Raw genomic sequence first — 22,825 nt, forward strand, 5'->3', positions numbered from 1 at the left:
GTCGGGCCCGCCCGGCCGCGGGTGGTCCGGGGGCCCCCCCCGGGCCGGTGACGGGGGGCGGCCCCCCGCCCCCCGCCCCCGCCCCCCCGGCCCCCCGCCCGGGGGGGGGGGGCCGGGGCCCCCGCACGTCGGTGGTCCGGCCCGGGGGTGGCCAGGGGGTGGGGTGTCTGCGGGCCGGCCCAGGAAGGGCGGGTGTCCCGGCACGCCGAGACGGGCTGAGTTTCTGCGGACAGGGACAGAGGGCCCGATATCCGCGGGCCGGCCCGAGGACCCGAGGTGTGCGGACCGGCCCAGAGGCCCGAGGCCCCTGGGCCAGCCCGAGGCCCGAGGTGTGCGGGCAAGCCAAGAAGGCCCGATATCCGCGGGCAAGCCCGGGGCCCCAGGTGTGCAGACCTGCTGAGAAGGTCCGCGGGCAGGCCCGGGGTCCCAAGCTCCGCGAATCAACCAGGCCGTCGGATGTCCCTGGGCACCCTCAAGGGCCCGAGGTCCGCCGGCCCTCACAGGGGCCGGCGGACCACGGGCCGGCCCACGGGGTCAGAAGTCCGTGGGCAGGCCACTGGCCGCGGCGATACCGCGCAGTTCCTCGGTGTCGCTCTGGCGCTGCTGGATGCATCCGGCGATCTCGGCGAGACGGGCCGGGTCGGAGGCGGTGACCGCGTCGGTGACGACCCGGACCGGTCCGGTTCCGTCGACGTGGATCTCCACCAGCTGGTTGTCCAGCCGGCCGGTGACGGCCGTGGCGATGACCAGGGCGGCCTCGTCGCGGACCTCCTGGGGCAGGTCCTCGGTTTCCTGCGGATCCAGCGCGAAGTCGAGGGTCTCGGGGGACTGTTCGTCGAGGGCACGCAACGCGGGCGCGACGACCTTGAGCAGCATCTCGTAGTCCTCGCTGTCCATACGGACGCGGAGGAGGTCGAGGTACATGTCCACGGGTCGTCCGTCCGGCGGGAACTCGGATTCGTTCATTCCCCCCGGGTTCCCCCACCGCCGCACGTTCAGACCTTGCGCCAGCGGGCCATGGCGAACGAGAACACTCCGAAGAGCACGAGCCCCGCCGCGACGCAGGCCAGCAGGCCCGGCCCGGCGGGGGTCCGGGCGAAGGAGCGCAGGGTGTCGTCGAGGCCCTTGGCCCGGTCGGGCTCGTAGTCGACCGCGGCGCGTACGGCGAAGGATCCCGCGGCGGCGAACACCAGGCCGCGGGCCGCGCCACCGACCACGCCGGTGATGTCCACCAGGCGGCGGACGTTCCGCGACATCTCCCCCAGCCGCATCTTGTCCCGGTAGGCGCGCATCAGGGCCCGGCCGCCGATCCACAGGCCCGCGACGACGATCCCGGCGCCGGCCGCGCCGACGATCCACTGGCCGCCGGGCACCTCCAGCAGCCGGGCCGTGACGTCCCGGGACTGCTCGTCGCTGGAACCGCCCCCGCTTCCCGAGCCCGCGGCGAACGCGAGGACGGAGTAGGCGACGAAGGAGTAGAAGCCGCACCGGACGAGCGCCAGCAGCCGCTTCTTCGCCTTCCGGCCGTCGGGGCCGACCGAGCCGAAGACCACCTCGGACAGCCGCCACAGCGCCATCCCGACCAGGCCGATGCCGAGGGTCCACAGGAGCACGGAGCCGAACGGCTTCTCCGACAGTTCGGCGAGGGCGCCCTGGCGGTCGGCCTGCTGCTGCTTGTTGTCACCGAAGGCGATCTGCAGGGCCAGCGCCCCTACCAGGAGGTAGATGACGCCCCGTGCGCTCAGCCCTGCCTTGGCCGCGTATCTGGTGCCCGACCCCCGTGCCGCGCGCTCGGCCTGCGCCTTGCCGTTGCTTGCCAGGACACTCGCGTTCATCCATACCTCCCCGGAAGACTTCCGGGGATCCGGATGCCCCGGCTCGAGCCGGACACACGCGGCGACGGGGCGGCTCCTCGGGGCTACGCCGCATGCGTCCCACCAGGCACGGGTGGACCCCCGAGGAGGCGCCGTGAGGCGTCTTCCCGGGGTCCACGCACGCCGGCGCCCCGCCGCGACGTCCTGTCGCGGCGGGGCCGCCGGGCCGGTGCGCTCACGCGTACACGCGCGGTCCCTCGTCCGTGCGGCGCTGCGTGGCCATGTCGGCGTCGGCCGCCGCCGCGAGCCAGCGGTGCGCGGCTTCCAGGGCGAGGGTGACGTCCCGGGTGCCGGTGGAGACGCACAGCGTGTAGGCGAGGTCCTGTGCCCGCGCGCTCGTCTCTGCGGTTCCGGACGCCGTCACGGCTTCGTACTCGTCGACGAGGCGGCGCAGGACGGCGGGGTGGGGCATCAGCATGCGAAGTGCTCCTTGTCCGTGACGAAGGGATACGTGCGCGGGGCGCTGCTGTGGGTTCAGCTCCGGCCGCCCTTGCGGCCGAGGGCTTCCTCCCTCACCTGGGCGCAGCTGCGGCTGATCAGGCGGGAGACGTGCATCTGGGAGATACCGAGGCGGTCGGCGATGCGGCTCTGGGTCATGTCCTCGAAGAAGCGCATGTAGAGGATGGCCCGCTCGCGTTCCGGCAGGCGCCGCAGGCTCTCCTTGGCGGACTCGCGGTCGACCACGATGTCGTAGGAGGCGTCGGGGCCGCCGAGGGTGTCCGCGAGGCTGTAGCCGTCGTCGCCGGCCGGGAGCTCGGCGTCCAGCGACAGGGTGCTGAAGCTCTCCAGGGCCTCCAGGCCCGCGCCGACCTCCTCCTCGGTGAGTCCGGTGTGGGCGGCGATGTCGGCGACCGACGGCTCGGGCGCGCCCGGGTTCTGGGCGAGCTCGCGGCGGGCGAGGCGCACCTTGTTGCGCAGCTCCTGCACACGGCGGGGCACGCGCAGCGCCCACATCCGGTCGCGGAAGTGCCGCTTGATCTCGCCGGTGATGGTGGGGACGGCGTAGCTTTCGAAAGCCCCGCGGTCCGGGTCGAAGCGGTCGACGGCCTTCACCAGGCCGAGCGCCGCCACCTGCCGAAGGTCCTCGATCGCCTCGCCCCGGTCGCGGAACCGTCCGGCGATCCGGTGGGCCATGGGCAGCCAGGCCGTGACGATCTCGTCGCGCACGGCGTCCCTCTCGGGGCCCTCCTCCAGCGAGGTGAGGCGGGCGAACAGCTGGGCGGTGTCGGGAGCGTCGTCGTGGGTCCGGCGTGACGTGGTGGTAGCAGGCGTGGCAGGACGGCTAGTCGACGTGTCGATGAGCATGCGGAATCGCTCCTGAACGGTCGTTTCAGGGACTGACCACGGGAGGGGCGCTGTCGTCCGGGGCATACGGAGCGCCCCGGAGCAGCGATGCCGCTCCCGTTGACGCGCCTCCGGTCCGAAGCACGAACCTCCGTCTGCCCTCACCCCCGAGGAACAAACTCCGCCCGCCCAGAAGCGTTCTGGAGGGCCGTGGAAGGCCGTCGCGGCCGGTGGGAGGGGGGCGACGACCGCGGTGTCGGCGGTTGTCCGCAGGCATGTCGATCGGGGCGGTCGTCCGCAGGCATGTCGATCGGGGCCGGGGCACGTGTCACCGCGGTCGCGTGGGCGTCGCGCCCGCGACACGAAAGCGCGGACAGCCCGCCGTCACGGAAGTAGGACGGCTGCCGCGCCGGGCGTCGACGACGGCATCCGCCGCGGCGGCCGAGCACACGCACCACGCGGCCCGGAGCACAGGCGTCTCAAGAACGGAGCACAGGCGTCTCGAGGACGGGATACGGGCGGCTCAGAAGACGGGCACGACAGCGGTGATGCGCTTGCCGCCGGCCGGCAGGTCGGACACCCGGACGTCCCGGGCCAGCCGGCAGACGATCGGCCACCCGCGTCCGCCGGTACGGCGCCGTCCCTGTTCGTCGAGGGGATCCGACGCCACCGGCATCCGGTCACTGCGGTCGCTGACGGAGACCCGCACGGCCTGCCCGTCGACGTCGACGTCGAAGCCGGTGACCCCGCCGCCGTGAAGGATGGCGTTGGTGGTGAGTTCCGAGGCGACGAGCAGGGCGTCGGAGAGGGCCTCCTCGTCGTACGGGCAGCCCGTGGCCCCGCGCCGCCCGGCGACCGCGCGCCGTATGGCGGTGCGGACGTCGCACGGTCGGCAGGACTGCTGCCCCTGGTACCGGAGCGGCCCGTCCGGTTCGTCCATGCGGTCGGTCGAGTGGTTGGCAAGCATCCTTTCGCTCCCCTGTACTGTCCCGAGTGGTCGTGGGCCGACGAGTCGGTCGGCGGTTCGCCGTGATGACGGTCGGTCCCTGGCACTGTTGCGGTGAAGAGGCGCTCCGCCGATGACTCCCGGCGGCTCGGCCGGCTCGCCCGGCTCCGCCGGCGCACCCGGCCCTCTCCCTGCCGGACGCCGCGGCCCTCTCTGTTCGGCTGGCCCTCCCAGGCCCTGCCAAACCTGCCGTGCGGGTATCTTCCGGACATCGCCGAGGGGTCATCGACCCGCCAGGTGGGGGTACGCGAAGCGCATGACAGATGTCGTGGACTCGGACGAACTGCTGCGCCGCATCCAGCGGGCCAGGGCCTGCGCGCGGGAGGAACTGCGGACCTGGCGGGCCCGGAGCGAGGAACTCGGACGGACCGACCCGGACGCCGCGCGTGAGGCGCAGGTGCGGGCCCTGTCCTACGAGGCGGTGCTCGACGTCATGGACGAGATCGTGACGCCGGGCCACCATTCGACGGAGCCCTGACGACGAGCGCGCGACCGGCCGGGCGCGGGGGCGGCTCGGGGCGGCTCGGGGTCAGGATCTCATCCATGGCGTCCTGACTCGGGGCCGCTCGGCGCGCCACGCCGTCCTTTCAGGGGCCCTGACCAGCTCTTCTGCCCGCCGCGAGATTGGTGGCCGGGTCGGCGGGCACACGGGTGCACATGACAGTCGACCACACCCGCGCACCGGTACTGGAAGCTCTCGTCGACTACCACCGCCAGGGGCGGCTGGCCTTCTCGCCGCCGGGGCACAAGCAGGCGCGCGGCGCCGACCCGGAGGTCCGGGCGATCCTGGGTGACGCCGTGTTCCTCGGTGACGTGCTGGCGTCGGGCGGGCTCGACGACCGGCTGACGCGCGGCCGGGTCCTGGAGCGGGCCGAGGAGCTGATGGCGGACGCGGTCCACGCCGACCACACCTTCTTCTCGACGTGCGGGAGTTCCCTGTCGGTCAAGGCGGCCATGCTGTCGGTGGCCGGTCCGCACGAGAAGCTGCTGATCGGGCGGGACGCGCACAAGTCGGTGGTGTCGGGCCTGATCCTGTCCGGCATCGAGCCCGTCTGGGTCGAGCCCCGGTGGGACGCCGAGCGGCACCTGGCGCATCCGCCGTCCGCGGAGAAGTTCGCGAAGGCCTTCGAGGTCCACCCCGACGCCAAGGGCGCCCTGGTCACGAGCCCGACGCCGTACGGCGCCGCCGCGGACCTGCGGGCGATCGCCGAGGTCTGCCACCGCCGTTCGGTGCCGCTGATCGTGGACGAGGCGTGGGGCGCGCACCTGCCGTTCCACCCCACCCTGCCGTCCTGGGCGATGGACGCGGGCGCCGACATCTGCGTGACCAGCATCCACAAGATGGGCAGCGGTCTGGAGCAGGGCTCCGTCTTCCATCTGCAGGGCGACCTCGTCCCGGCGGAACTGCTGAAGATGCGCGCGGACCTGCTGGGCACCACCAGTCCCTCGGTGCTGCTGTACGCGGGGCTAGACGGCTGGCGGCGTCAGATGTGCCTGCACGGTGAGGCCCTCATGGGCGGGGCGCTCGACCTCGCGGCCGAGGTCCGGGCCGCCATCGAGCAGATCGACGGGATGCACGTCAACGACCGGGACGACTTCTGCGGTCCGGGACTGGCCGACGACTTCGACCCGCTGCCGGTCGTCATCGACCTCGAGGGGCTCGGCATCTCCGGCTTCCAGGCCGCCGACTGGCTCCACGAGCACCGGTCCCTGGACATGCACCTGACCGACCACCGCCGCATCGGCGCCCAGATCACCCACGCCGACGACCGGGAGACGACCGGCGAGCTGCTCGCCGCCCTCAAGGACCTCGCGCACGCGGCGCCGGACCTGCGGCCCGCCCCGCGGATGGAGGTGCCCGACCCGGCCGAACTGCGCATGGCCCAGGGGCTGCTGCCCCGGGACGCCTTCTTCGGCCCGGCCGAGCACGTGCCGTTGTCCCGGGCGGCCGGCCGGGTCGCCGCCGAGATGATCACGCCGTACCCGCCCGGGATCCCCGCCGTCCTGCCCGGGGAACGGCTCACCGAGCCCGTGCTGAGGTACCTGCGCACGGGCAAGGACGTCGGCATGAACCTGCCCGACCCGGCCGACCCGGAGCTGGAGACGATCCGGGTCGTCACCCGGGACGCGGAGTGAGGGCGCGCGACACCCGTCGAAGTGAAACGGGTCACGTGACCCGGTTTCGGCTACGCAAAGACTCCGAGGATGGTTTACGGTTCATCCATACGTGGTGGCGGGGTCGAGGGTACTCCTCCGTCCATCACCCCTGACGGCCCTGGCTGGCTTCCCCCGTCCAGCCAGGGCTTTTTCCTGCCGTCGTCGAACGACCCCGTCCGCCGAGGTGCCCGAGGCGTCCCCAGCGGCTGAAATGGGTGAGAGGGAGACCCGGAACGCATCCCGGACCGACCCGACCCTCTCCCCGGCGAGGAGCCCCGCGCCATGACCAAAGCGACGAAACTGCTGACCGCCCTCCCCCCGCCCCAGCGCCAGCGTCTGATGTCCCTCGCCCGGGAGGTGTCCTTCGCGGAGGACACCAGGATCTTCGAGGCCGGTGGCACGGCCGACCGCTTCTGGGTCATCCGCTCCGGGGCCGTGTCGCTGACCCAGCAGGTCACCTCCGTGCAGCGGGTGACCGTCGCCAGTCTCGGCGCCGGGGACCTGCTCGGCTGGTCCTGGCTGTTCCCGCCGTACGCGTGGGACTTCGGCGCGGAGGCCTTCAGCCCCGTGCGGGCCTATGAGTTCGAGGCGCAGCCGGTGCTCAAGCTGTGCGAGGAGGATCCGGCGCTCGGGCTGTCGCTGGTACGGATCGTGGCCGAGATCCTCGCGCACCGGCTGGAGTTGACCCGCGGCAGGCTGATGGAACAGTACGGCACCCAGCGGCGCCGGACCCTGTAGACGGGACCTCAGACGCGGTAGCGGCGCAGGGCCGGTACCGCCGCCGCCAGCACCAGCATCGCGGCGACCACGAGCAGGCCGCCGCCCGCGACGGCCGCGCGGGGACCGAAGGCGGCGCCGGCGGTGCCGTGCAGGACGTCGGCCAGACGGGGGCCGCCCGCGACGACGACGGTGAAGACGCCCTGCATGCGGCCGCGCATCTCGTCGGTGGCGGCGGACAGGAGGAACGCTCCGCGGAAGACCATGGAGACCATGTCGGCGATGCCGGCGGCCGCCAGGAGGACGACGGCGAGCCACAGACTGCCGCTCAGCCCGAAACCGCTGATCGCGGCGCCCCAGGCGACGACCGCGCCGATGACCATCCAGCCGTGTCGGCGCGCCCGGGAGAACGTGCCGGAGAAGAGCCCGCCCAGCACCGCGCCGATGGGGATCGCCGCGAACAGCAGGCCCAGGGCGAGGCCCTCGCCGTAGGGCGCGTAGGTCTCGGCGGCGAGTTGCGGGAACAGGGCGCGGGGCATGCCGAAGACCATGGCGATGACGTCGGCGAGGAAGGACAGCAGCAGCACCTTGTGGCGGGAGATGTAGCGGAAGCCCTCCGCGATCTCCCGGATCCCGGCGCGGCGCACGGCTGACCCGGCGAGCGGCGGCAGCGCGGGCAGGCGGACGACGGCCCACAGGGTCACGCACAGGGCGAGGGCGTCCAGGAGGTACAGCTCGGGCAGGCCGATGACGGGGATGAGGGCGCCCGCCAGCAGCGGTCCCGCGACCAGTCCGGTCTGCATGACGGTCGAGCCGAGCGCGTTGGCCGCGGCCAGTTCCCCGGCGGGCACCAGGCGGGCGACGGAGGCGTTGCGGGCGGGCGCGTTGAGGCCGAAGAACGCCTGCTGGGCGGCGAGGAGCACCATGAGCAACGGCACCGAGTCCAGCCCGGAGACGGCCTGGAGCCAGAACAGCACCGAGGTGACGGCGATGCCCGTGTTGGTGATCAGCAGCAGCCTGCGCCGGTCCATGGTGTCGGCCACCGCCCCGCCCCACAGCGCGAACAGCACCATCGGCAGCAGACCGGCGAGACTGGCGTAGCCGACCCAGGCCGAGGAGCCGGTGATGTCGTAGATCTGCTTGGGGACGGCGACGGCAGTGAGCTGGCTGCCGACGGCGGTGACGATCGTCGAGGACCACAGGCGGCGGTAGGCGGGCCGGCGCAGGGGGCGGGTGTCCATCGCCCAGCGGCGCCAGCCGCGCCGAGGGCCCTCGCGGGTGTCCGGATCCGCCTCGGCCTCGGGTGGGGTGCTGCTCTCGCTCGTGTCCACGGACTTCCTGGTTGCTCGATACATCTTTCCTGTCCGGGGGTCACTATCGCAGCATCTCCTGTGCTGTCGCCGCCTTCATGGACATGCGGTCTCACCCTTCGGACCGTCGGGCGGCTCAGGCTCCCGCGACGAGGGTGATGCCGAGGGCGATCATCATGGTGGCGACCAGCCCGTCCAGGACGCGCCAGGCGGCAGGCCGGGTCAGGAAGCGGCCGAGCAGCCGGGCGCCGAAGCCGAGCGCGGCGAACCAGCAGAGGCTGGCGACCGCGGCACCGAGCCCGAAGGTCCAGCGCAGGGGCCCGCGGTCGGCGGCGACGGTGCCGAGCAGGAAGACGGTGTCGAGGTAGACGTGCGGGTTGAGCCAGGTCATCGCCAGACACGTGAGCACCGCCCGCCGCCGGGAGCCCGTGGCCTCCCCCTCCGTCCGCAGGGCGCCGCCCGGCTTGATCACCCGGCGGGCGGCGAGGGCCCCGTACCCGAGCAGGAAGGCGCCGCCGATCCAGGCGACGGCGGTCAGCGCGCCCGGCCAGGCGACCACGAGCGCGCCCACCCCGGCCACCCCCAGGGCGATCAGTACGGCGTCGGACAGGGCGCAGATCCCGACGACGGCGAGAACGGCTTCCCGGCGGACGCCCTGGCGCAGGACGAAGGCGTTCTGGGCGCCGATGGCGACGATGAGCGACAGGCCGGTGCCGAATCCGGCGGCCGCGGCGGCGAGGGTGGACGTCATGACGTCCACGCTAGGGACGCGATCACTGCGTGTACAGCTAAAGATTCTTACGTATCATCAGCCTCCGTGATGACAGACCTCCCCCTCGACCAGGTGCGCACCCTGCTCGCGGTGGTCGACGAGGGCACCTTCGACGCGGCGGCGGCCGCCCTGCACGTGACGCCGTCGGCCGTCAGCCAGCGGGTGAAGGCGCTGGAGCAGCGCACGGGCCGGGTGCTGCTGCTGCGGACGAAGCCGGTACGGCCGACGGAGTCCGGGGAGATCGTCGTGCGGTTCGCCCGCCAGCTCGCCCGGCTGGAGCGCGACACGCGGTCCGAGCTGGGCATGAGCGGCGCCGAGGAGCCGACACGCGTGACGGTCGCGGTCAACGCGGACTCGCTCGCCACCTGGTTCCTGCCGGCCCTGACCCGCGTACCCCGGGAGCCGCGGCTCTGCTTCGAACTGCACCGGGAGGACGAGACGCGCACCGCGGAGCTGCTGCGGGAGGGGCTGGTCATGGCCGCGGTGACCTCCTCGCCCGATCCCGTGACCGGGTGCTCCGTGCGCGCCCTGGGAAGGATGCGGTACCTGGCCGCGGCGAGCCCCGGCTTCGCCGCCCTGCACCTCCACGGCAGGCCCCTGCCCGAGGCCCTCGCCGAGGCGCCCGTGATGACCTTCGACCGGCGCGACGACCTCCAGGACGCGTTCGTGCGCGGGCTGCGCCGAGACGCGGGGGGCGCCGGTCCCGTACGCCATGCCGTGCCGACCTCCGAAGGGTTCCTCGACGCCGTGGTCGCGGGGCTCGGCTGGGGCATGGTGCCGGAGGTGCAGGCCCGGCAGTTGCTGGCGGACGGACACCTGACCTCCCTCGTGCCCGGGCGACCGCTGGACGTCCCGCTGCACTGGCAGCAGTGGAAGCTGGACTCACCGGCCCTCGCGGCGGTCGCGGACGCGGTGACGGCGACCGCCGCGGCGGCCCTGCGGCGGTGACACCGGCGGCGGACAGCGGCGACGGGCGTCCGTCCGCCGCCCGCCCCGCTACCCGGCCGGCACCTCCGCCAGCCTCACCGCCGCGCTGTCCAGGAGCATCTCCAGCGCCGTGGGATAGGCGCTGGTGACCATGCGGGTCGACAGCAAGGGGGCCGCCTCGGCGATCCGGGGGTGGGTGGCGGCGGGCAGGCGGGCGTAGGTCGAGCGCCACATCGCCTCGTCGGCGTGCTGGGAGGCGCGGGGCAGGGCCAGCGACGCCGCGTCCAGGGCGGCGAAGGCCAGGGTCTGGTCGATGAACGCGTGGTAGATGCGGACGGTGTCCGCCAGCGGGAAACCGGCCGTGCGCAGGACGTCCAGCACGGTCTCGTCGGCGGCGAGTTCGTTCGGGCGGCCGGTGACGCGGCTCGTGGTCAGCTGGGCGGCCTGCGGATGGGCGACGTACGCGGCGTGGATGCGCAGCCCGATGGCGTGCAGGTCGGCCCGCCACTCCCCCGTCGGCTCCCAGCCGCGCAGGGCCTGCCCGATCAGCGCGTCGCCGATGGCGAGGGTCAGGTCGTCCATGCCCCGGAAGTACCGGTAGAGGGTGCTGGGGTCGCAGTCGAGGGCCAGGCCGAGGCGGCGGGCGGTGAGACCGGCGCTGCCGTGCTCGCGCAGCAGCCGCAGCGCGGTCTCGACGATGAGCCGCTCGGACAGGACGGTGCCGCTCCTGGTGGGCCGGCGCCGACGCCGCTTCTCCTCGGGTACGACCTGTTTCGCCACGTTCTCTCCCGCCCTTATGCCAACGCCATTGACCTTACGCGGAGGGACGGCGTTGTATCCACGGCAGGCGCGCCACCTGACCTTCCGACCGGCAGACCGACAGGCCGACAGGCCGACAGGCCGACACATCGGCTCCATCAGCTCATCGGTTCATCGGTTCATCGACTTTCCGACAGGGAGTGCTTGTCATGCGTGTACTGCTCGTGGGGGCCGGCGGCGTGGGCACCGCGATCACCCGGATCGCGGCCCGGCGTCCGTTCTTCGAGGCGATGGTGGTCGCCGACCACGACCCGGTCCGCGCCGCCGCCGCGGTCGCGGCCCTCGACGGCGACGACCGGTTCGTCGCCGAGCGGGTCGACGCGGGCGACGGGACGGCGGTGGCCCGGCTGCTCGCCCGCCACCGCTGCGACGTCCTGCTGAACGCCACCGATCCGCGCTTCGTGATGCCGCTGTTCAGCGCGGCACGCACGGCGGGCGCCACCTACGTCGACATGGCGATGTCCCTCTCCCGCCCCCACCCCGACCGCCCGTACCAGGAGTGCGGCGTCAAGCTCGGCGACGCTCAGTTCGCGCAGGCCGCCGACTGGGAGCGGGCGGGCGCGCTGGCCCTGGTCGGCATGGGGGTGGAGCCCGGTCTGTCGGACGTCTTCGCGCGGTACGCCGCCGACGAGCTCTTCGACGAGATCGAGGAGATCGGTATCCGTGACGGCGCGAACCTCATGGTCGACGGCCTCGACTTCGCTCCCTCGTTCAACATCTGGACCACCATCGAGGAGTGCCTGAACCCGCCGGTGGTCTACGAGGCCGACCGCGGCTGGTACACCACCGAGCCGTTCAGCGAGCCCGAGGTGTTCGACTTCCCGGAGGGCATCGGGCCGGTCGAGTGCGTGAACGTGGAGCACGAGGAGGTGCTGCTGGTGCCGCGCTGGGTGGACGCCCGCCGGGTCACCTTCAAGTACGGGCTGGGCCGGGAGTTCATCGAGACGCTGAAGACGCTGCACCGGCTGGAGCTGGACCGCACCGACCCCGTGACCGTGCCGAGCGCGGCCGGCCCGGTGGCGGTCTCGCCCCGGGACGTCGTGGTCGCCTGTCTGCCCGACCCGGCGACGCTGGGCGAGCGGATGCACGGCAAGACGTGCGCCGGCACATGGGTGCGGGGCGTGAAGGACGGTGCGCCGCGCGAGGTGTACCTGTACCACGTCGTCGACAACCAGTGGTCGATGGCGGAGTACGGCAGCCAGGCCGTGGTCTGGCAGACGGCCGTCAACCCGGTGGTCGCCCTCGAACTGCTCGCCACGGGCGCGTGGTCCGGCGCGGGCGTGCTCGGCCCGGAGGCGTTCCCGGCCCGCCCCTTCCTCGACCTGCTGACGGCGTACGGCTCGCCGTGGGGCGTACGGGAGCAGGGAACGCGGTGAACACGGCCCCGCCGAGGCGGTTTCACTCCCGTCGCACCGGTGACCCGACCGGGGAGCAACTCACAGCAACACATCCGGAAAAGCACATACGACTCGATCGCAGGTGACTTCGAGATGGACGACTGGCGACAGCATGCCGCGTGCCGCCACGAGGACCCGGAACTCTTCTTCCCGATCGGCACCTCGGGCCCGGCACTGCTTCAGACGGAACAGGCGAAGGCGGTCTGCCGCCGCTGCCCGGCGCGGGAGCCGTGCCTGGAGTGGGCGATGGAGACCGATCAGACCCTCGGGGTCTGGGGCGGGACCAGCGAGACGGAACGCCGCGCCCTCAAGCGGCGCATCAAGGCACGACGCAGTTCGTGACCGCGGCGGGGTCCCTGACCGTGGGCGGAACCGGGACCGGGAGCGGCCGACGCCGCTCCCGGTCCCGGGTTCCGCCGCACGCGTCCGACTGCCGGCCGGACCGCATCCGCCCGCCCCGCACTAACCGCACCGCACCGCACCGCACCGCACCGCACCCGGAGCATCGGAGCATCGGCAGCCCCGTGGCGCACTGCCGGTACGGCGCCGGTTCTCCGGACTGCCACGACCGGTTTCACCCCGGCTCCGACACGGCTGAGAGCCGTGGACGCGGCGTCGAGCCGTGTCGGAGCCGGGGTGAAGCCGTTTCTCAGCGGCCCGAGCGTCGCAGTGGCCCCCACCGGGCCTCCTGGCGGGCCACCTCGGCCCTCGCCTCCTCGATCACTCCCTGATCGATCCAGCACAGGGGCCGTACGTCGGTCACGAGCGGCTCGTTGTCGGGGCCCCGGCCCGTCTCCCGGCCCGTCAGGACCCAGGGACGGACGCCGGGGCCCTTCTCGTGCGGCAGGTGGGCGTAGTCGTAGAGCCGGCGGGCGACCCACAGGGTGCGGGAGCGGTCCTCCCACCAGTCCTCGAGGTCGAGGGGGTTGGCGGACAGGCCGGGCATGGCGACGCCGGTGAGGTCGTCCGTACTGGACGACGCACCGAGGTCGGTCTGCGGACCGCGCGACCAGCGGACGTACAGTCCCTGTTTCCGCTCGATCAGGTCGGCCAGTTCGGCAAGGGCCTGTGCGACCGGCAGGTCGTCCGACGAGCTCATGGCATGACCTCCCTCTTCGCCGTCAGGCCAACGGGGTACCCGCGCCGCCGGAACGGAATCAGCCCCTTCCTGCTCAGCCGTCCCGCGGTGCCGCGGCGGCGGGCAGCCGCAGGGTGAAGACGCTGCCGGCCCCGGGCGTGCTCGCGGCCTGCGCGGTGCCGCCGTGGGCGGTCGTCAGCTGGCGCACGATCGGCAGGCCGAGGCCGCTGCCACCGGTACGGCGGCTGCGTGACTTCTCGGCGCGCCAGAACCGCTCGAAGACGTGCGGCAGGTCCTCGGCCGCGATGCCGGTGCCGGTGTCGGCGACCTCCAGGACGACCTGCTCGCCCGCGCGCCGGGCGGTCAGCGTGACCGTGCCGTCGGGCGGGGTGTGGCGTACGGCGTTGGTGACGAGGTTGCCGAGTGCCTGCCGCAGCCGCACCGGGTCGGCGTCCAGCCACGGGACCCCGTCGGTCTCCGTGCGCAGGGTGACGCCGGCGGTGTCGGCGGCGACGCGGTGGGCGGCGGCGACCTGGGCGAGCAGTTCGTCGGCGGCCACGGGCTCGCGGTGCAGGCGCAGGGTGCCGGCGTCGGCGGCCGCGAGGTCGCGCAGGTCGTCGATGACCCGTTGGAGGACCAGGGCCTCCTCGTGCAGGGCGGTGAGCAGCTCGGCGTCGGGTTCGACGAGGCCGTCGCGGGTGACCTCCAGCCAGCCGCGGATGTTGGTGAGCGGGCTGCGCAGCTCGTGGGCGACATCGCTGACCAGTGCCTTGCGCTGGGCCTCCAGGCGCTCCCGGCGCTCGGCGAGGTCGTTGAAGGCCTCCGCCAGGATGCCGGTCTCGTCCCGGGTGGTGACGGGCACCCGCGCGTGCCGGTCGGGGGGCTGCTGGGCGGCCTCGGTGAGGGCGCGCAGGGGTCTGACCAGCCGGCTGGCGACGACGGCGGTCACGGCGACGGTGACGGCGAGCACCAGCCCGGCCGCGCCGACGACCTTCGCCTTGTTGGCCGCGGACAGGTCCCAGCGGGGCGCCGCCGCGCTGTCCCCGCCGCCCAGGAACAGCTCGGCGACGGGGGCGACGTACGGGTCGAGCTGGGTGCGGAGGGCGTCCTCGAGGCAGGTGCGGGCCGCGCGCACCGAGGCGCCGTCCCCCTTCACAGGGAACCCGGGCGAGACCGTCGGGTCGCGCAGGTCCAGGCCGGTGACGCCGCCCAGGGCCAGCGGGGTGCCGGCATCCAGCCCCTGCCGGGTCAGGCAGCCGCGGGCGTGCTGCCGGAGCCCGGCCAGCGCCTTCTCCTCGGTGGGTGTCGGGGCGTTGAGCAGCCCGTCGGCGCAGGGCTCGGGAACGTAGTCGGGCCCGACGGCTCCGTCGGTGATCCGGAGGACCGGGCGGCCGCTGGGCATGGCGTCGACGGTGGTGTCGATGCCGTGGCGGGAGAAGCAGCCCTGCCGTGCGCGGGCCAGGGCGTCGAGCTTCGTGCGTTCCGCCGCGGTGAGCCGGTAGGGGCCCACCACGCGCGGGTCGGTGCCGCTGAGCTGGGCGCCGCGCTCGCTGTGCGTGTCGGTGCGCAGGGGGTCGACGGTGGCGGCGGCGCGCGGCGGCAGGGAGGTGCCGCGCGGGGCGGAGTCGGCGAGCAGTGTGCGGTCGGCGGTGGTCAGGGCGATACGCCGCCCGGTCCGCGCGGACAGGACGCGCACGGTGGCCCGGACGCCCTTCCAGTCGGGGTGGGTGGCCGCGTAGCCGCTCAGCTCGGCGAGGATGTCCATGTCGTCGGCGAGGGCCTGGCCCTGTTCCTCGCGCAGCGCCCGGGTGGTGGTCGTCACCGCCAGCCAGGCCGTCGCGGCCACCGAGCACACGGCGATCAGGACGGAGGCGATCAGCAGCCGGACGAGCAGGCGCTTGCGCAGGGGGATGCGGGCGCGGTTCACCCCCGGCCGCCGCTCAGCTTGTAGCCGACGCCGAACACGGTCACCAGCCGGACGGGGCTGCGCGGGTCGGCCTCGATCTTGCGACGCAGGTTCATGATGTGCACGTCGACGGCCCGTTCGGTGGAGGCGCGGTCGAAGCCACGGGTGCACTGGAGCAACTGCCGCCGGGTGAAGACCCGTTCGGGCTCGCCGGCGAGGGCGAGCAGGATCTGGAACTCGGCGGGCGTGCACTCCACGGGCTCCCCGTCGCACCGCACCTCGTGCCGCGCCGGATCCACCGCGATCCCCGCGGCCCGCACGACGGGATCCTCCCGCCGGCCGTCGGCGGTCCGTCCGCTGCGCCGCAGGACGGTGCGGATGCGCGCCATCAGCTCCCGCGGGCTGTACGGCTTGGTCATGTAGTCGTCGGCGCCGAGCTCCAGGCCGAGCAGCAGGTCGTCCTCGGCCGCGCGGGCCGTCAGCATCAGCACGGGGATGTCGTCGCCCTGGCGCAGCACCCGGCAGACCCCGAAGCCGTCGATGACCGGCAGCATGAGGTCCAGCACGACGAGGTCCGGCCGGTCCCGCCGCACCGCGTCGAGCGCGGCGGAGCCGTCGTGGACGACGGTGGCGGTGTGGCCCTCGGCGAGCAGGGAGCGGCGGATGAGTTCGGCCTGCATCGCGTCGTCCTCGGCGACCAGTACATGTGCGCACACGCGGCGGTTCCCCCTTCGGGCGGCGGGTTCGGTCGGGGATCGGGTCGGCTGGTCCGGCCGTCGATCCGGCCGGTGGGCCGGGTCAGTGGGCCGGGTCAGCGGGCCAGAGAGGCATGGTCGCCCATGACGACGACCGGGTGGAGAGCGGGGTCGAGGGCCCGCAGCAGCTCCTTCATGTGCTCCTCGGCGATGCTGACGCAGCCGTGGGTGGGGCCGCCGTGGTCGACATGGAGCCAGATGCCTCCGCCGCGCTCCGCCCCCAGCGGACGGGTCCAGTCCAGCGGCGACGTACCGGGCTCGCGGTTGTAGTCGATGGCGATCACATAGTCGAAGGACCCGGCCAGCGGCTCCCCCTCGAAGCCGGTGCCGGGGGCGGTGAAAGCGCCGGAGCGGTGGTACGGCAACCGGGTACCGGGGTCGCGCAGTCGTCCGCCGGCGTCGGTGAGGCCGTACACGCCGACGGGTGAGCGCAGGTCGCCGCCCATGTGGTGGTCCGTCCAGCCGCGCAGGGCGTTGTGGGCGGGCCAGACGGGTCCGGCCCGCCAGCCGGCGGAGGTGCGTTCGTACAGGACGACCTGGGAGAGCGGGGAGTCGCGGCCGCGTCCGGTCACCATGACCACCTGGCGTGCCGCGGACGGGACGGCGGCCCCCGTCTTCGGGCCGAGGCCGGGGAGCCGCTGCGGGGCCGACCGCGCGGAGACGCCGGGCGCGGGTGTGCCCGGCGCCGGCGGGGTGCCGGTGGAGGCGGGCTCTGTCGAGGTGGCCTTGTGGTCGGAGGAGGCGGCCGCGCCGCCGCCGCATCCGGTGAGCAGGAGGGAGGCGGCGAGCAGCGCGACAGGGGCGCGGTGTCTGATCATGGGTCGACCCTGGCCGACGGGTGTGAGGAACTGGTCAGGTTCTCAGGGGTGGTTGGGTTTTCCCCGAGCGTACAGCCAGGTCCGGAGCAGCGCGCTGAGCTCCCGGCCGGTCACCCGCTCCGCCAGGCGCTCGAACTGGGCGGTGGTGCCGTTGCCGTGGCGGTGGGTGCGGGCCCAGTCGCGCAGGACGCGGACGAAGGCGCGGTCGCCGACGGCGGTGCGCAGGGCGTGCAGGGCCATGGCGCCGCGGGCGTAGACGGGGGTGCCGAAGAGGTGTGCGCCGCTGCCGGGGTCGCCGGGCGGGAAGGCCCACAGGTCGTCGTCGGCGGGGGTGTCGTACAGCGCGTCGAAGGCGCGTTGTGCGCTGTCGCCGCCGTGCTGCTCGGCGTAGAGCCACTCGGTGTAGGTGGCCAGTCCCTCGTTGAGCCAGATCTCCTTCCAGGAGGTGAGGGAGACCGAGTCGCCGAACCACTGGTGGGCGCTCTCGTGGACGAGGGTGCTCAGGTCGGGGGCGCGGTCGTACACGGGCCGGGTCTGGGTCTCCAGCGCGTACCCGGCCTGCGGGGCACGGTCGACGATCGCCCCGGCGGCGCGGTACGGGTAGCGGCCGAACAGGGCGCTCCCCCACTCCAGGACGGACGGGAGCCGCTTCAGGACGGGCGCCGCGGCGGTCGCCTCGCGCGGGTCGACGGCGTTGTAGACCTCGGTGCCGTCGCGGGTCGTGTACTGCTCGACCTCGAATCTGCCGATGGTGGCGGTGGCGAGGTAGGCGGCCATGGGCTCCGTCTGGCGCCAGCGGAAGGTGGTGCGCCCGTGTGCGGTGCGCCGGCCGAGGAGAACGCCGTTGGCGACCGCCGTGCGTCCTTCGGGGACGGTGAGGGCGAAGTCGTAGGCGGACTTGTCCGTCGGATGGTTGTTGGCGGGGAACCAGGTCATGGCGCCCTGCGGCTCGGCGGCGACGAACGCCCCGTCGTCGGTGGGGATCCAGCCGTCGAGCGAGCCGTCGGGGTCGGTGACCGGGCCGGGGGTGCCCGCGTAGGTGACGGTGACGCGGAAGCGCCGGCCCTTGTCCAGGGCGCGGGGCGGGGTGACGACGAGTTCCTGGCCGTCGCGCCGGTGTGCGGCCCGGGCCCGGTCGACGGTCAGGCCGGTGACCTTCAGCCCGTGCAGGTCGAGGTCGAAGCGGGTGAGGCGCTGGGTGGCGCGGGCGGTGAGGACGGCCTTGCCGTCGAGGCGGCGGCTGTCCGGGTCGTAACGGAGGGTCAGGTCGTAGTGGTCGACGTGGTAGCCGCCGTTGCCGGCGAGCGGGAAGTAGGGGTCGCCGACGCCGGGGGTGCCCACCGGGCCCGCCGCGAGAGCGGGGTCGGCCGCGGTGAGCAGCGCCGCCACGGCGAGGGGCACGGTCACGAGGCGGGCGGGTCGTCTGCGGAGAGGGGTCACGTGCGCTCCTTGGGGGATGGCGTGTGATCAAACCCGCTCAGACTAGGCACCGCCGGGTCCGATTCCCCCCTCGATCCGGTCACGTCGCGCCGCGTCGCCCACCGTACGGAGCCGCCGTCGGCAGTACGCTCCGGGCACCACCCGCCGTCTGCAGGAAGGCCCGCCCGTGAGCGTCCGCGTGCGCCGCGTCTACGAAGCCCCCGCGCCCGACGACGGTGTCCGCGTCCTGGTCGACCGGCTGTGGCCGCGCGGCCTCGCCAAGGACGCGGCACGGGTCGACGAGTGGCCCAAGGGCCTCACCCCGTCGACCGAGCTGCGCCGTTGGTACCACGCGGGCGAGGGCTCGTACGAGGAGTTCGCGCGCCGCTACGAGGCGGAGCTGGCCGCCCCCGAGGCGGCCGAACTCCTCGACCACGTACGCGACTTGGCGCGCAAGGGTCCGGTGACACTGCTGACCTCCGCGAAGGAGCCGGAGCACAGCCACGCGGCGGTGCTGGTCCGTCTCCTGGGCTGAGGACCGGGGCAGTTCGTCTCCTGGGGTGAGGCCGGGGGCGGCCCGTCTCCCGTACGGGGGGTCGGCCCGTCTCTCGCGTAGGGGGCGACCCGCCCTCCCGTACGGGTGCGACCCGCCCGTCCCCGGGGGGCCGGGGGTTCAGCCCGTCTGCCGGGCCGCCGCCCGTCCCGCCGCGCGCCCTGAGAAGAGGCAGCCGCCGAGGAAGGTGCCCTCGAGGGCGTTGTAGCCGTGGACGCCTCCGCCGCCGAAGCCGGCGACCTCGCCCGCCGCGTAGAGGCCCTCGACGGGCTGTCCGTCGGCGCCCAGGGCGCGCGAGTCGAGGTCGGTCTGGATACCGCCGAGGGTCTTGCGGGTGAGGACGTGCAGCTTGACGGCGATGAGCGGTCCGGCCTCGGGGTCGAGGACGCGGTGCGGGGTGGCGACCCGGCCGAGGCGGTCGCCGATGTAGCGGCGGGCGTTGCGGATGCCCTGCACCTGGGCGTCCTTGGCGTACGGGTTGGCGATCTGGAGGTCGCGGGCCCGTATCTGGCGGCGCAGCCCGTCCGCGTCGAGGAGCGGCTTGTCGGTGAGGGCGTTCATCTTCTCGACGAGCCGGTCGAGGGTGTCGGCGACGACGAAGTCCGCGCCCTGGTCGAGGAACGCCCGCACGGGGGCGGGGGCGCCCTTGCCGAGGAGGCGGTCACGCAGGACGGCCTTGCGGTCCTTGGCGGTGATGTCGGGGTTCTGCTCGGAGCCGGAGAGCGCGAACTCCTTCTCGACGATCTTCCGGGTGAGGACGAACCACGAGTGGCCGTGGCCGGCGATGTCCTCGGTGGTGCGCAGGTGTCTGAGCGTGCTGAGGGTGTCGTAGCCCGGCAGGCAGGGGTCGGGCAGGCGGCGGCCGAGGGCGTCGAACCACATCGAGGACGGGCCGGGCAGGATGCGTATGCCGTGGCCGGGCCAGATGGGGTCCCAGTTCCGGACGCCCTCGGTGTAGTGCCACATGCGGTCGCGGTTGACCAGCCGGACGCCGGCCGCGGCGCTGATGTCGAGCATCCGGCCGTCGACGTAGGCGGGGACGCCGGTGACCATCTCGGCGGGCGGGGTGCCGAGGCGTTCGGGCCAGAACCGGCGGACCATCTCGTGGTTGGCGCCGATGCCGCCGCTGGTGACGACGACGGCCTGAGCGGTCAGTTCGAAGTCGCCGACGCGGTCCCGGTTGGAGGAGACACCCCGCGGGGAGTCGTCGGGCGCGAGGACCGTGCCGCGCACCCCGCGGGCGGCGCCGTCCTCGACGATCAGCTCGTCGACCCGGCGGCGGTGGTGGAAGGTGAGCAGTCCGTCCCGGGCGGCCTGCTGGGCGTAACGGACGAAGGGGTCGACGACTCCGGTGCCGGTCCCCCAGGCGACGTGGAAGCGGGGTACGGAGTTGCCGTGCCCGTCGGCGCGCAGGTCGCCGCGCTCGGCCCAGCCGACGGTCGGTACGAAGGAGATCCCGTGCCCGGCGAGCCAGGACCGCTTCTCGCCCGCCGCGAACTCGACGTAGGCGCGCGCCCAGCGCACCGCCCAGGAGTCCTCGTCGTCGGTACGGTCGAACTGCGCGCTGCCCTGCCAGTCGCTCCAGGCGAGGTCGAGGGAGTCCTTGATGCCGAGGCGGCGCTGCTCGGGCGAGTCGACGAGGAACAGTCCGCCGAAGGACCAGAACGCCTGTCCGCCGAGGTTGGCGGCGTTCTCCTGGTCGACCAGGGCGACCCGCCGGCCCCTGCTGGTGAGTTCGTGCGCCGCGACCAGGCCGGCGAGGCCCGCTCCGACGACGATGACGTCCGCGTCCATGGCGAGTGGTGCCCTTTCTTCCGAAGGCTTCATTCCCGGGTGCCGCTGCCGTCGGTGAGCAGCGCGGTGAGCAGCTGCTTGAGCCAGGCGCGGGCACTGTCCACGTCCTTGTCGAGCAGCAGTTGGGTGGTGACCCCGTCGTACGCGGCGACCACCGCGTGGGCGGCGGCTTCGACGCCGCCGAGCACGGCGGGCAGCGCGGTGTGACCGCCGCGGGCGCGGGCGAGCCGGTCGGCGATGGCGCCGCGCAGCTTCGCCCGGTGTTCCAGCAGGGTCCGCGCGACGGCCGGGTCGCGGGCGGCGTGGACCAGGAAGTCGGTCTTCACCAGCAGCCAGTCCAGGTCGAGGAGCAGCACCTCGGTGACGCGGTCCACGGAGGCGGGCACGTCGAGGTCCGGCCCGTCCCCGGCGAGCGCGTCGGCGACCTGCCGGGCGATCAGGTCCGCGCGTTGCCGGTAGAGCGCGAAGAACAGCTCGTCCAGGCTGTCGAAGTTGGAGTAGAAGGCGCCCCGGCTGTAGCCGGCGGCCTCGCAGACCTCCTCGATGGAGACCCGCCCGAAGCCCTTGGCGGCGAACACCTCGAAGGCGGCGTCGAGCAGGTTGGCCCGCGTGCGCACGCGACGCCGGGTGACCCGCCCGGCCGTCTGCTCCACCGCCATGCCGCACCTCCGTTCGATGCGCGAATGTATCCGATACACCGGTGTATCGAAAGGCTTCACGCTCGAACCCGGGCGGTACGGACCTCCGCGGCGGACACTCCTGAGAGATGATCACTGGGAACATACATTCGATTCCGGAGTAGGCTGACCTCATGACCAGGCATCTCCAGGGCTCCCTCTTCGACCAGGCCGACGAGTTGCGGCTCGGCTCCCTCGACGGGATCCGCCGGACCGTACTGGGCTCGGGCGCCTGGATCGACGTACTGCCGGGCTGGCTCACCGGTTCGGCCCTGCTGTTCGAACAGCTGGCGAGCCACGCGCCGTGGCGGGCGGAACGCCGGCACATGTACGACCACGTGGTCGACGTCCCCCGGCTGCTCGCGTTCTACGGAGCGGGCGAGAAGCTGCCCCACCCGGTACTGGAGGAGGCCCGCGACACGCTCAGCGCGCACTACGCCGACGAGTTGGGCGAGCCCTTCGTCACCGCCGGGCTGTGCTACTACCGCGACGGCCGCGACAGCGTCGCCTGGCACGGCGACCGGATCGGCCGGGGCGCCCGCGAGGACACGATGGTCGCCATCCTCTCCGTGGGGGCACCCCGCGACCTGCTCCTGCGCCCGGTGCACGGCGGGGACACGGTGCGGCGCCCGCTGGGACACGGCGACCTGATCGTGATGGGCGGCTCGTGCCAGCGCACCTGGGAGCACTGCATCCCCAAGTCGACGCGGGCCGCGGGCCCGCGTATCAGCATCCAGTTCCGCCCGCGGGGCGTGCAGTAGGGACGCGTGGGCGACTCCGGCGCCACCGCCGCCCGGAGCCCACCCGGCGGCAGCCGGAGAACCAGGACCACGACGGACGCCGCCGACCGGGGGGCGGCATTCCGCGTTTACATACCCCTTGGGGGTATGTACGTTGATGCCATGACGAACCCGCCGCAGCACGTCACGTCCACCGTCCGGCGCCCCGCCGTCCTGCGCCACTGGGCCGCCTGGGCGGCGATCGCAGCGACCGCGCTGATCGCCTTCGACATGTCCGAGGGCGCCGACCTGGCGCCCGCCCTGGCGGCCTCCGCACTGGTCTACTTCGGCGCCGCGGTGCTGGCCAGGCCGTCCACGGCGTGGGCCCTGTTCTTCGGGTCCGTCGTCGTCATCTTCGCCACCGAGCTCCTGGGCGGCGGTGACGTCGACCCGACCTGGGTGGTGCTCGCCCTGGCCCTGCCCCTGCTGGCCCACGGTCTGCGACCGGCCGCCCGGCGGGCCCGAGGCGGCGGCCTGCCGCCGCTCCAGCTGGCCGCCCTGATCGCCTTCGGCGGCTCGGCCGCCCTCGCGCTGGGAGCGGGTGGCGACGTGGGCGCGTACCTGGTGGCGGCCGGGCTGTTCGGCCACGCGCTCTGGGACGCGCACCACTACCGGACCGAGAAGGTGGTCGTGCGCCCGTTCGCCGAGTTCTGCGCGGTGCTGGACGTCCTCCTCGCCGCGGCCGTCGTGGCCGTGACGGTCAGCGGGTGAGCACCCCGTCGGTGTCCGACCCGCTGGTGCGGCGCGCCCCGGTGACCAGGTTCCCGCGGCGTGCGGCGAGCC

24 protein-coding genes are annotated in these 22,825 nt (G+C 73.6%); 9 read left to right on the plus strand and 15 right to left on the minus strand.

The genetic code is table 11. The features are described 5' to 3' along the window. Positions 1-534: 534 nt before the first annotated feature. The 5 genes from ACIBBD_RS36040 to ACIBBD_RS36060 all read right to left on the minus strand — a co-directional run bounded on the left by ACIBBD_RS36040 (position 535) and on the right by ACIBBD_RS36060 (position 4,125). Positions 535-966: a hypothetical protein gene (locus ACIBBD_RS36040; RefSeq protein ID WP_399423871.1), complete on the minus strand. Its 432-nt coding sequence runs from the start codon at positions 964-966 to the stop codon at positions 535-537. A gap of 29 nt (positions 967-995) precedes the next feature. After that, a complete protein-coding gene (locus ACIBBD_RS36045) occupies positions 996-1,835 on the minus strand; it encodes a DUF1206 domain-containing protein (protein ID WP_399423872.1) in 840 nt (279 codons plus the stop codon). A 214-nt stretch (positions 1,836-2,049) separates the two neighbouring features. Then, positions 2,050-2,292: a DUF5133 domain-containing protein gene (locus ACIBBD_RS36050; protein WP_399423873.1), complete on the minus strand. Its 243-nt coding sequence runs from the start codon at positions 2,290-2,292 to the stop codon at positions 2,050-2,052. Between the two features lie 56 nt (positions 2,293-2,348). After that, positions 2,349-3,179, minus strand: coding sequence for a SigB/SigF/SigG family RNA polymerase sigma factor (locus tag ACIBBD_RS36055; RefSeq protein ID WP_399423874.1), 831 nt, complete (start codon positions 3,177-3,179; stop codon positions 2,349-2,351). 502 nt (positions 3,180-3,681) lie between these two features. After that, entirely contained in the window at positions 3,682-4,125 is a 444-nt protein-coding gene (locus ACIBBD_RS36060; protein WP_399423876.1) for an ATP-binding protein, read from the minus strand. 295 nt (positions 4,126-4,420) lie between these two features. On the opposite strand from ACIBBD_RS36060, the gene ACIBBD_RS36065 reads away from it, so the two are divergent. From ACIBBD_RS36065 to ACIBBD_RS36075, 3 genes are all read left to right on the plus strand, one after another. Next, a complete protein-coding gene (locus ACIBBD_RS36065; protein ID WP_399423878.1) occupies positions 4,421-4,642 on the plus strand; it encodes a hypothetical protein in 222 nt (73 codons plus the stop codon). A 179-nt stretch (positions 4,643-4,821) separates the two neighbouring features. Further along, positions 4,822-6,300 (plus strand): aminotransferase class I/II-fold pyridoxal phosphate-dependent enzyme, encoded by a 1,479-nt coding sequence (locus ACIBBD_RS36070; RefSeq protein WP_399423880.1) that lies wholly within the window; start codon positions 4,822-4,824, stop codon positions 6,298-6,300. A 303-nt stretch (positions 6,301-6,603) separates the two neighbouring features. Continuing rightward, a complete protein-coding gene (locus ACIBBD_RS36075) occupies positions 6,604-7,059 on the plus strand; it encodes a cyclic nucleotide-binding domain-containing protein (RefSeq protein WP_399423882.1) in 456 nt (151 codons plus the stop codon). A gap of 8 nt (positions 7,060-7,067) precedes the next feature. Here the strand turns inward: ACIBBD_RS36075 and ACIBBD_RS36080 are convergent, their stop codons facing one another. Together ACIBBD_RS36080 and ACIBBD_RS36085 are read right to left on the minus strand one after the other, a co-directional pair. Beyond that, the gene (locus ACIBBD_RS36080) at positions 7,068-8,369 is read right to left on the minus strand and encodes an MFS transporter (protein WP_399423884.1); all 1,302 of its coding nucleotides are present in this window, start codon (positions 8,367-8,369) and stop codon (positions 7,068-7,070) included. A 115-nt stretch (positions 8,370-8,484) separates the two neighbouring features. Continuing rightward, the gene (locus ACIBBD_RS36085) at positions 8,485-9,099 is read right to left on the minus strand and encodes a LysE/ArgO family amino acid transporter (RefSeq protein WP_399423886.1); all 615 of its coding nucleotides are present in this window, start codon (positions 9,097-9,099) and stop codon (positions 8,485-8,487) included. Positions 9,100-9,168: 69 nt separating this feature from the next. On the opposite strand from ACIBBD_RS36085, the gene ACIBBD_RS36090 reads away from it, so the two are divergent. After that, a complete protein-coding gene (locus ACIBBD_RS36090; RefSeq protein ID WP_399423888.1) occupies positions 9,169-10,068 on the plus strand; it encodes a LysR family transcriptional regulator ArgP in 900 nt (299 codons plus the stop codon). A 48-nt stretch (positions 10,069-10,116) separates the two neighbouring features. Here ACIBBD_RS36090 and ACIBBD_RS36095 read toward each other — a convergent pair whose 3' ends face one another. Beyond that, positions 10,117-10,827, minus strand: a complete 711-nt coding sequence (locus ACIBBD_RS36095) for a TetR/AcrR family transcriptional regulator (protein WP_399423890.1) — start codon at positions 10,825-10,827, stop codon at positions 10,117-10,119. Positions 10,828-11,015: 188 nt separating this feature from the next. Between ACIBBD_RS36095 and ACIBBD_RS36100 the strand changes: the two genes are divergently transcribed. Further along, complete coding sequence (locus tag ACIBBD_RS36100; RefSeq protein ID WP_399423891.1) at positions 11,016-12,242, plus strand: saccharopine dehydrogenase family protein; 1,227 nt, start codon at positions 11,016-11,018, stop codon at positions 12,240-12,242. Positions 12,243-12,356: 114 nt separating this feature from the next. Continuing rightward, on the plus strand, positions 12,357-12,605 hold the full coding sequence (locus ACIBBD_RS36105; RefSeq protein WP_399423893.1) for a WhiB family transcriptional regulator: 249 nt from the start codon (positions 12,357-12,359) through the stop codon (positions 12,603-12,605). Positions 12,606-12,912: 307 nt separating this feature from the next. On the opposite strand, the gene ACIBBD_RS36110 is transcribed toward ACIBBD_RS36105, so the two are convergent. The 5 genes from ACIBBD_RS36110 to ACIBBD_RS36130 form a co-directional block, all read right to left on the minus strand. After that, a complete protein-coding gene (locus tag ACIBBD_RS36110) occupies positions 12,913-13,362 on the minus strand; it encodes a DUF6098 family protein (protein WP_399423895.1) in 450 nt (149 codons plus the stop codon). Between the two features lie 73 nt (positions 13,363-13,435). Next, positions 13,436-15,268, minus strand: a complete 1,833-nt coding sequence (locus tag ACIBBD_RS36115) for a sensor histidine kinase (protein WP_399423897.1) — start codon at positions 15,266-15,268, stop codon at positions 13,436-13,438. Beyond that, positions 15,265-15,963 carry a response regulator transcription factor gene (locus ACIBBD_RS36120; RefSeq protein ID WP_399423898.1) on the minus strand — a complete coding sequence of 233 codons (699 nt, stop codon included), beginning with the start codon at positions 15,961-15,963 and terminating at the stop codon, positions 15,265-15,267. The genes ACIBBD_RS36115 and ACIBBD_RS36120 overlap by 4 nt, the downstream gene beginning before the upstream one ends. Positions 15,964-16,058: 95 nt before the next feature. Next, on the minus strand, positions 16,059-16,820 hold the full coding sequence (locus tag ACIBBD_RS36125) for a L,D-transpeptidase family protein (protein WP_399423899.1): 762 nt from the start codon (positions 16,818-16,820) through the stop codon (positions 16,059-16,061). Positions 16,821-16,862: 42 nt separating this feature from the next. Next, on the minus strand, positions 16,863-18,260 hold the full coding sequence (locus tag ACIBBD_RS36130) for a M1 family metallopeptidase (protein ID WP_399423901.1): 1,398 nt from the start codon (positions 18,258-18,260) through the stop codon (positions 16,863-16,865). A 166-nt stretch (positions 18,261-18,426) separates the two neighbouring features. On the opposite strand from ACIBBD_RS36130, the gene ACIBBD_RS36135 reads away from it, so the two are divergent. After that, entirely contained in the window at positions 18,427-18,774 is a 348-nt protein-coding gene (locus ACIBBD_RS36135; RefSeq protein WP_399423902.1) for a DUF488 domain-containing protein, read from the plus strand. A gap of 138 nt (positions 18,775-18,912) precedes the next feature. On the opposite strand, the gene ACIBBD_RS36140 is transcribed toward ACIBBD_RS36135, so the two are convergent. Beyond that, positions 18,913-20,586, minus strand: coding sequence for an FAD-binding dehydrogenase (locus ACIBBD_RS36140; protein WP_399423904.1), 1,674 nt, complete (start codon positions 20,584-20,586; stop codon positions 18,913-18,915). Between the two features lie 29 nt (positions 20,587-20,615). After that, positions 20,616-21,245: a TetR/AcrR family transcriptional regulator gene (locus tag ACIBBD_RS36145; RefSeq protein ID WP_399423906.1), complete on the minus strand. Its 630-nt coding sequence runs from the start codon at positions 21,243-21,245 to the stop codon at positions 20,616-20,618. A 152-nt stretch (positions 21,246-21,397) separates the two neighbouring features. Between ACIBBD_RS36145 and ACIBBD_RS36150 the strand changes: the two genes are divergently transcribed. Then, the gene (locus ACIBBD_RS36150; protein WP_399423907.1) at positions 21,398-22,024 is read left to right on the plus strand and encodes an alpha-ketoglutarate-dependent dioxygenase AlkB; all 627 of its coding nucleotides are present in this window, start codon (positions 21,398-21,400) and stop codon (positions 22,022-22,024) included. A 141-nt stretch (positions 22,025-22,165) separates the two neighbouring features. Further along, positions 22,166-22,753, plus strand: a complete 588-nt coding sequence (locus ACIBBD_RS36155) for a hypothetical protein (RefSeq protein ID WP_399423908.1) — start codon at positions 22,166-22,168, stop codon at positions 22,751-22,753. Positions 22,754-22,825: the final 72 nt, after the last annotated feature.

Origin of the sequence: Streptomyces sp. NPDC051315, from assembly GCF_044455165.1 — a bacterium.
GTDB lineage: Bacteria > Actinomycetota > Actinomycetes > Streptomycetales > Streptomycetaceae > Streptomyces.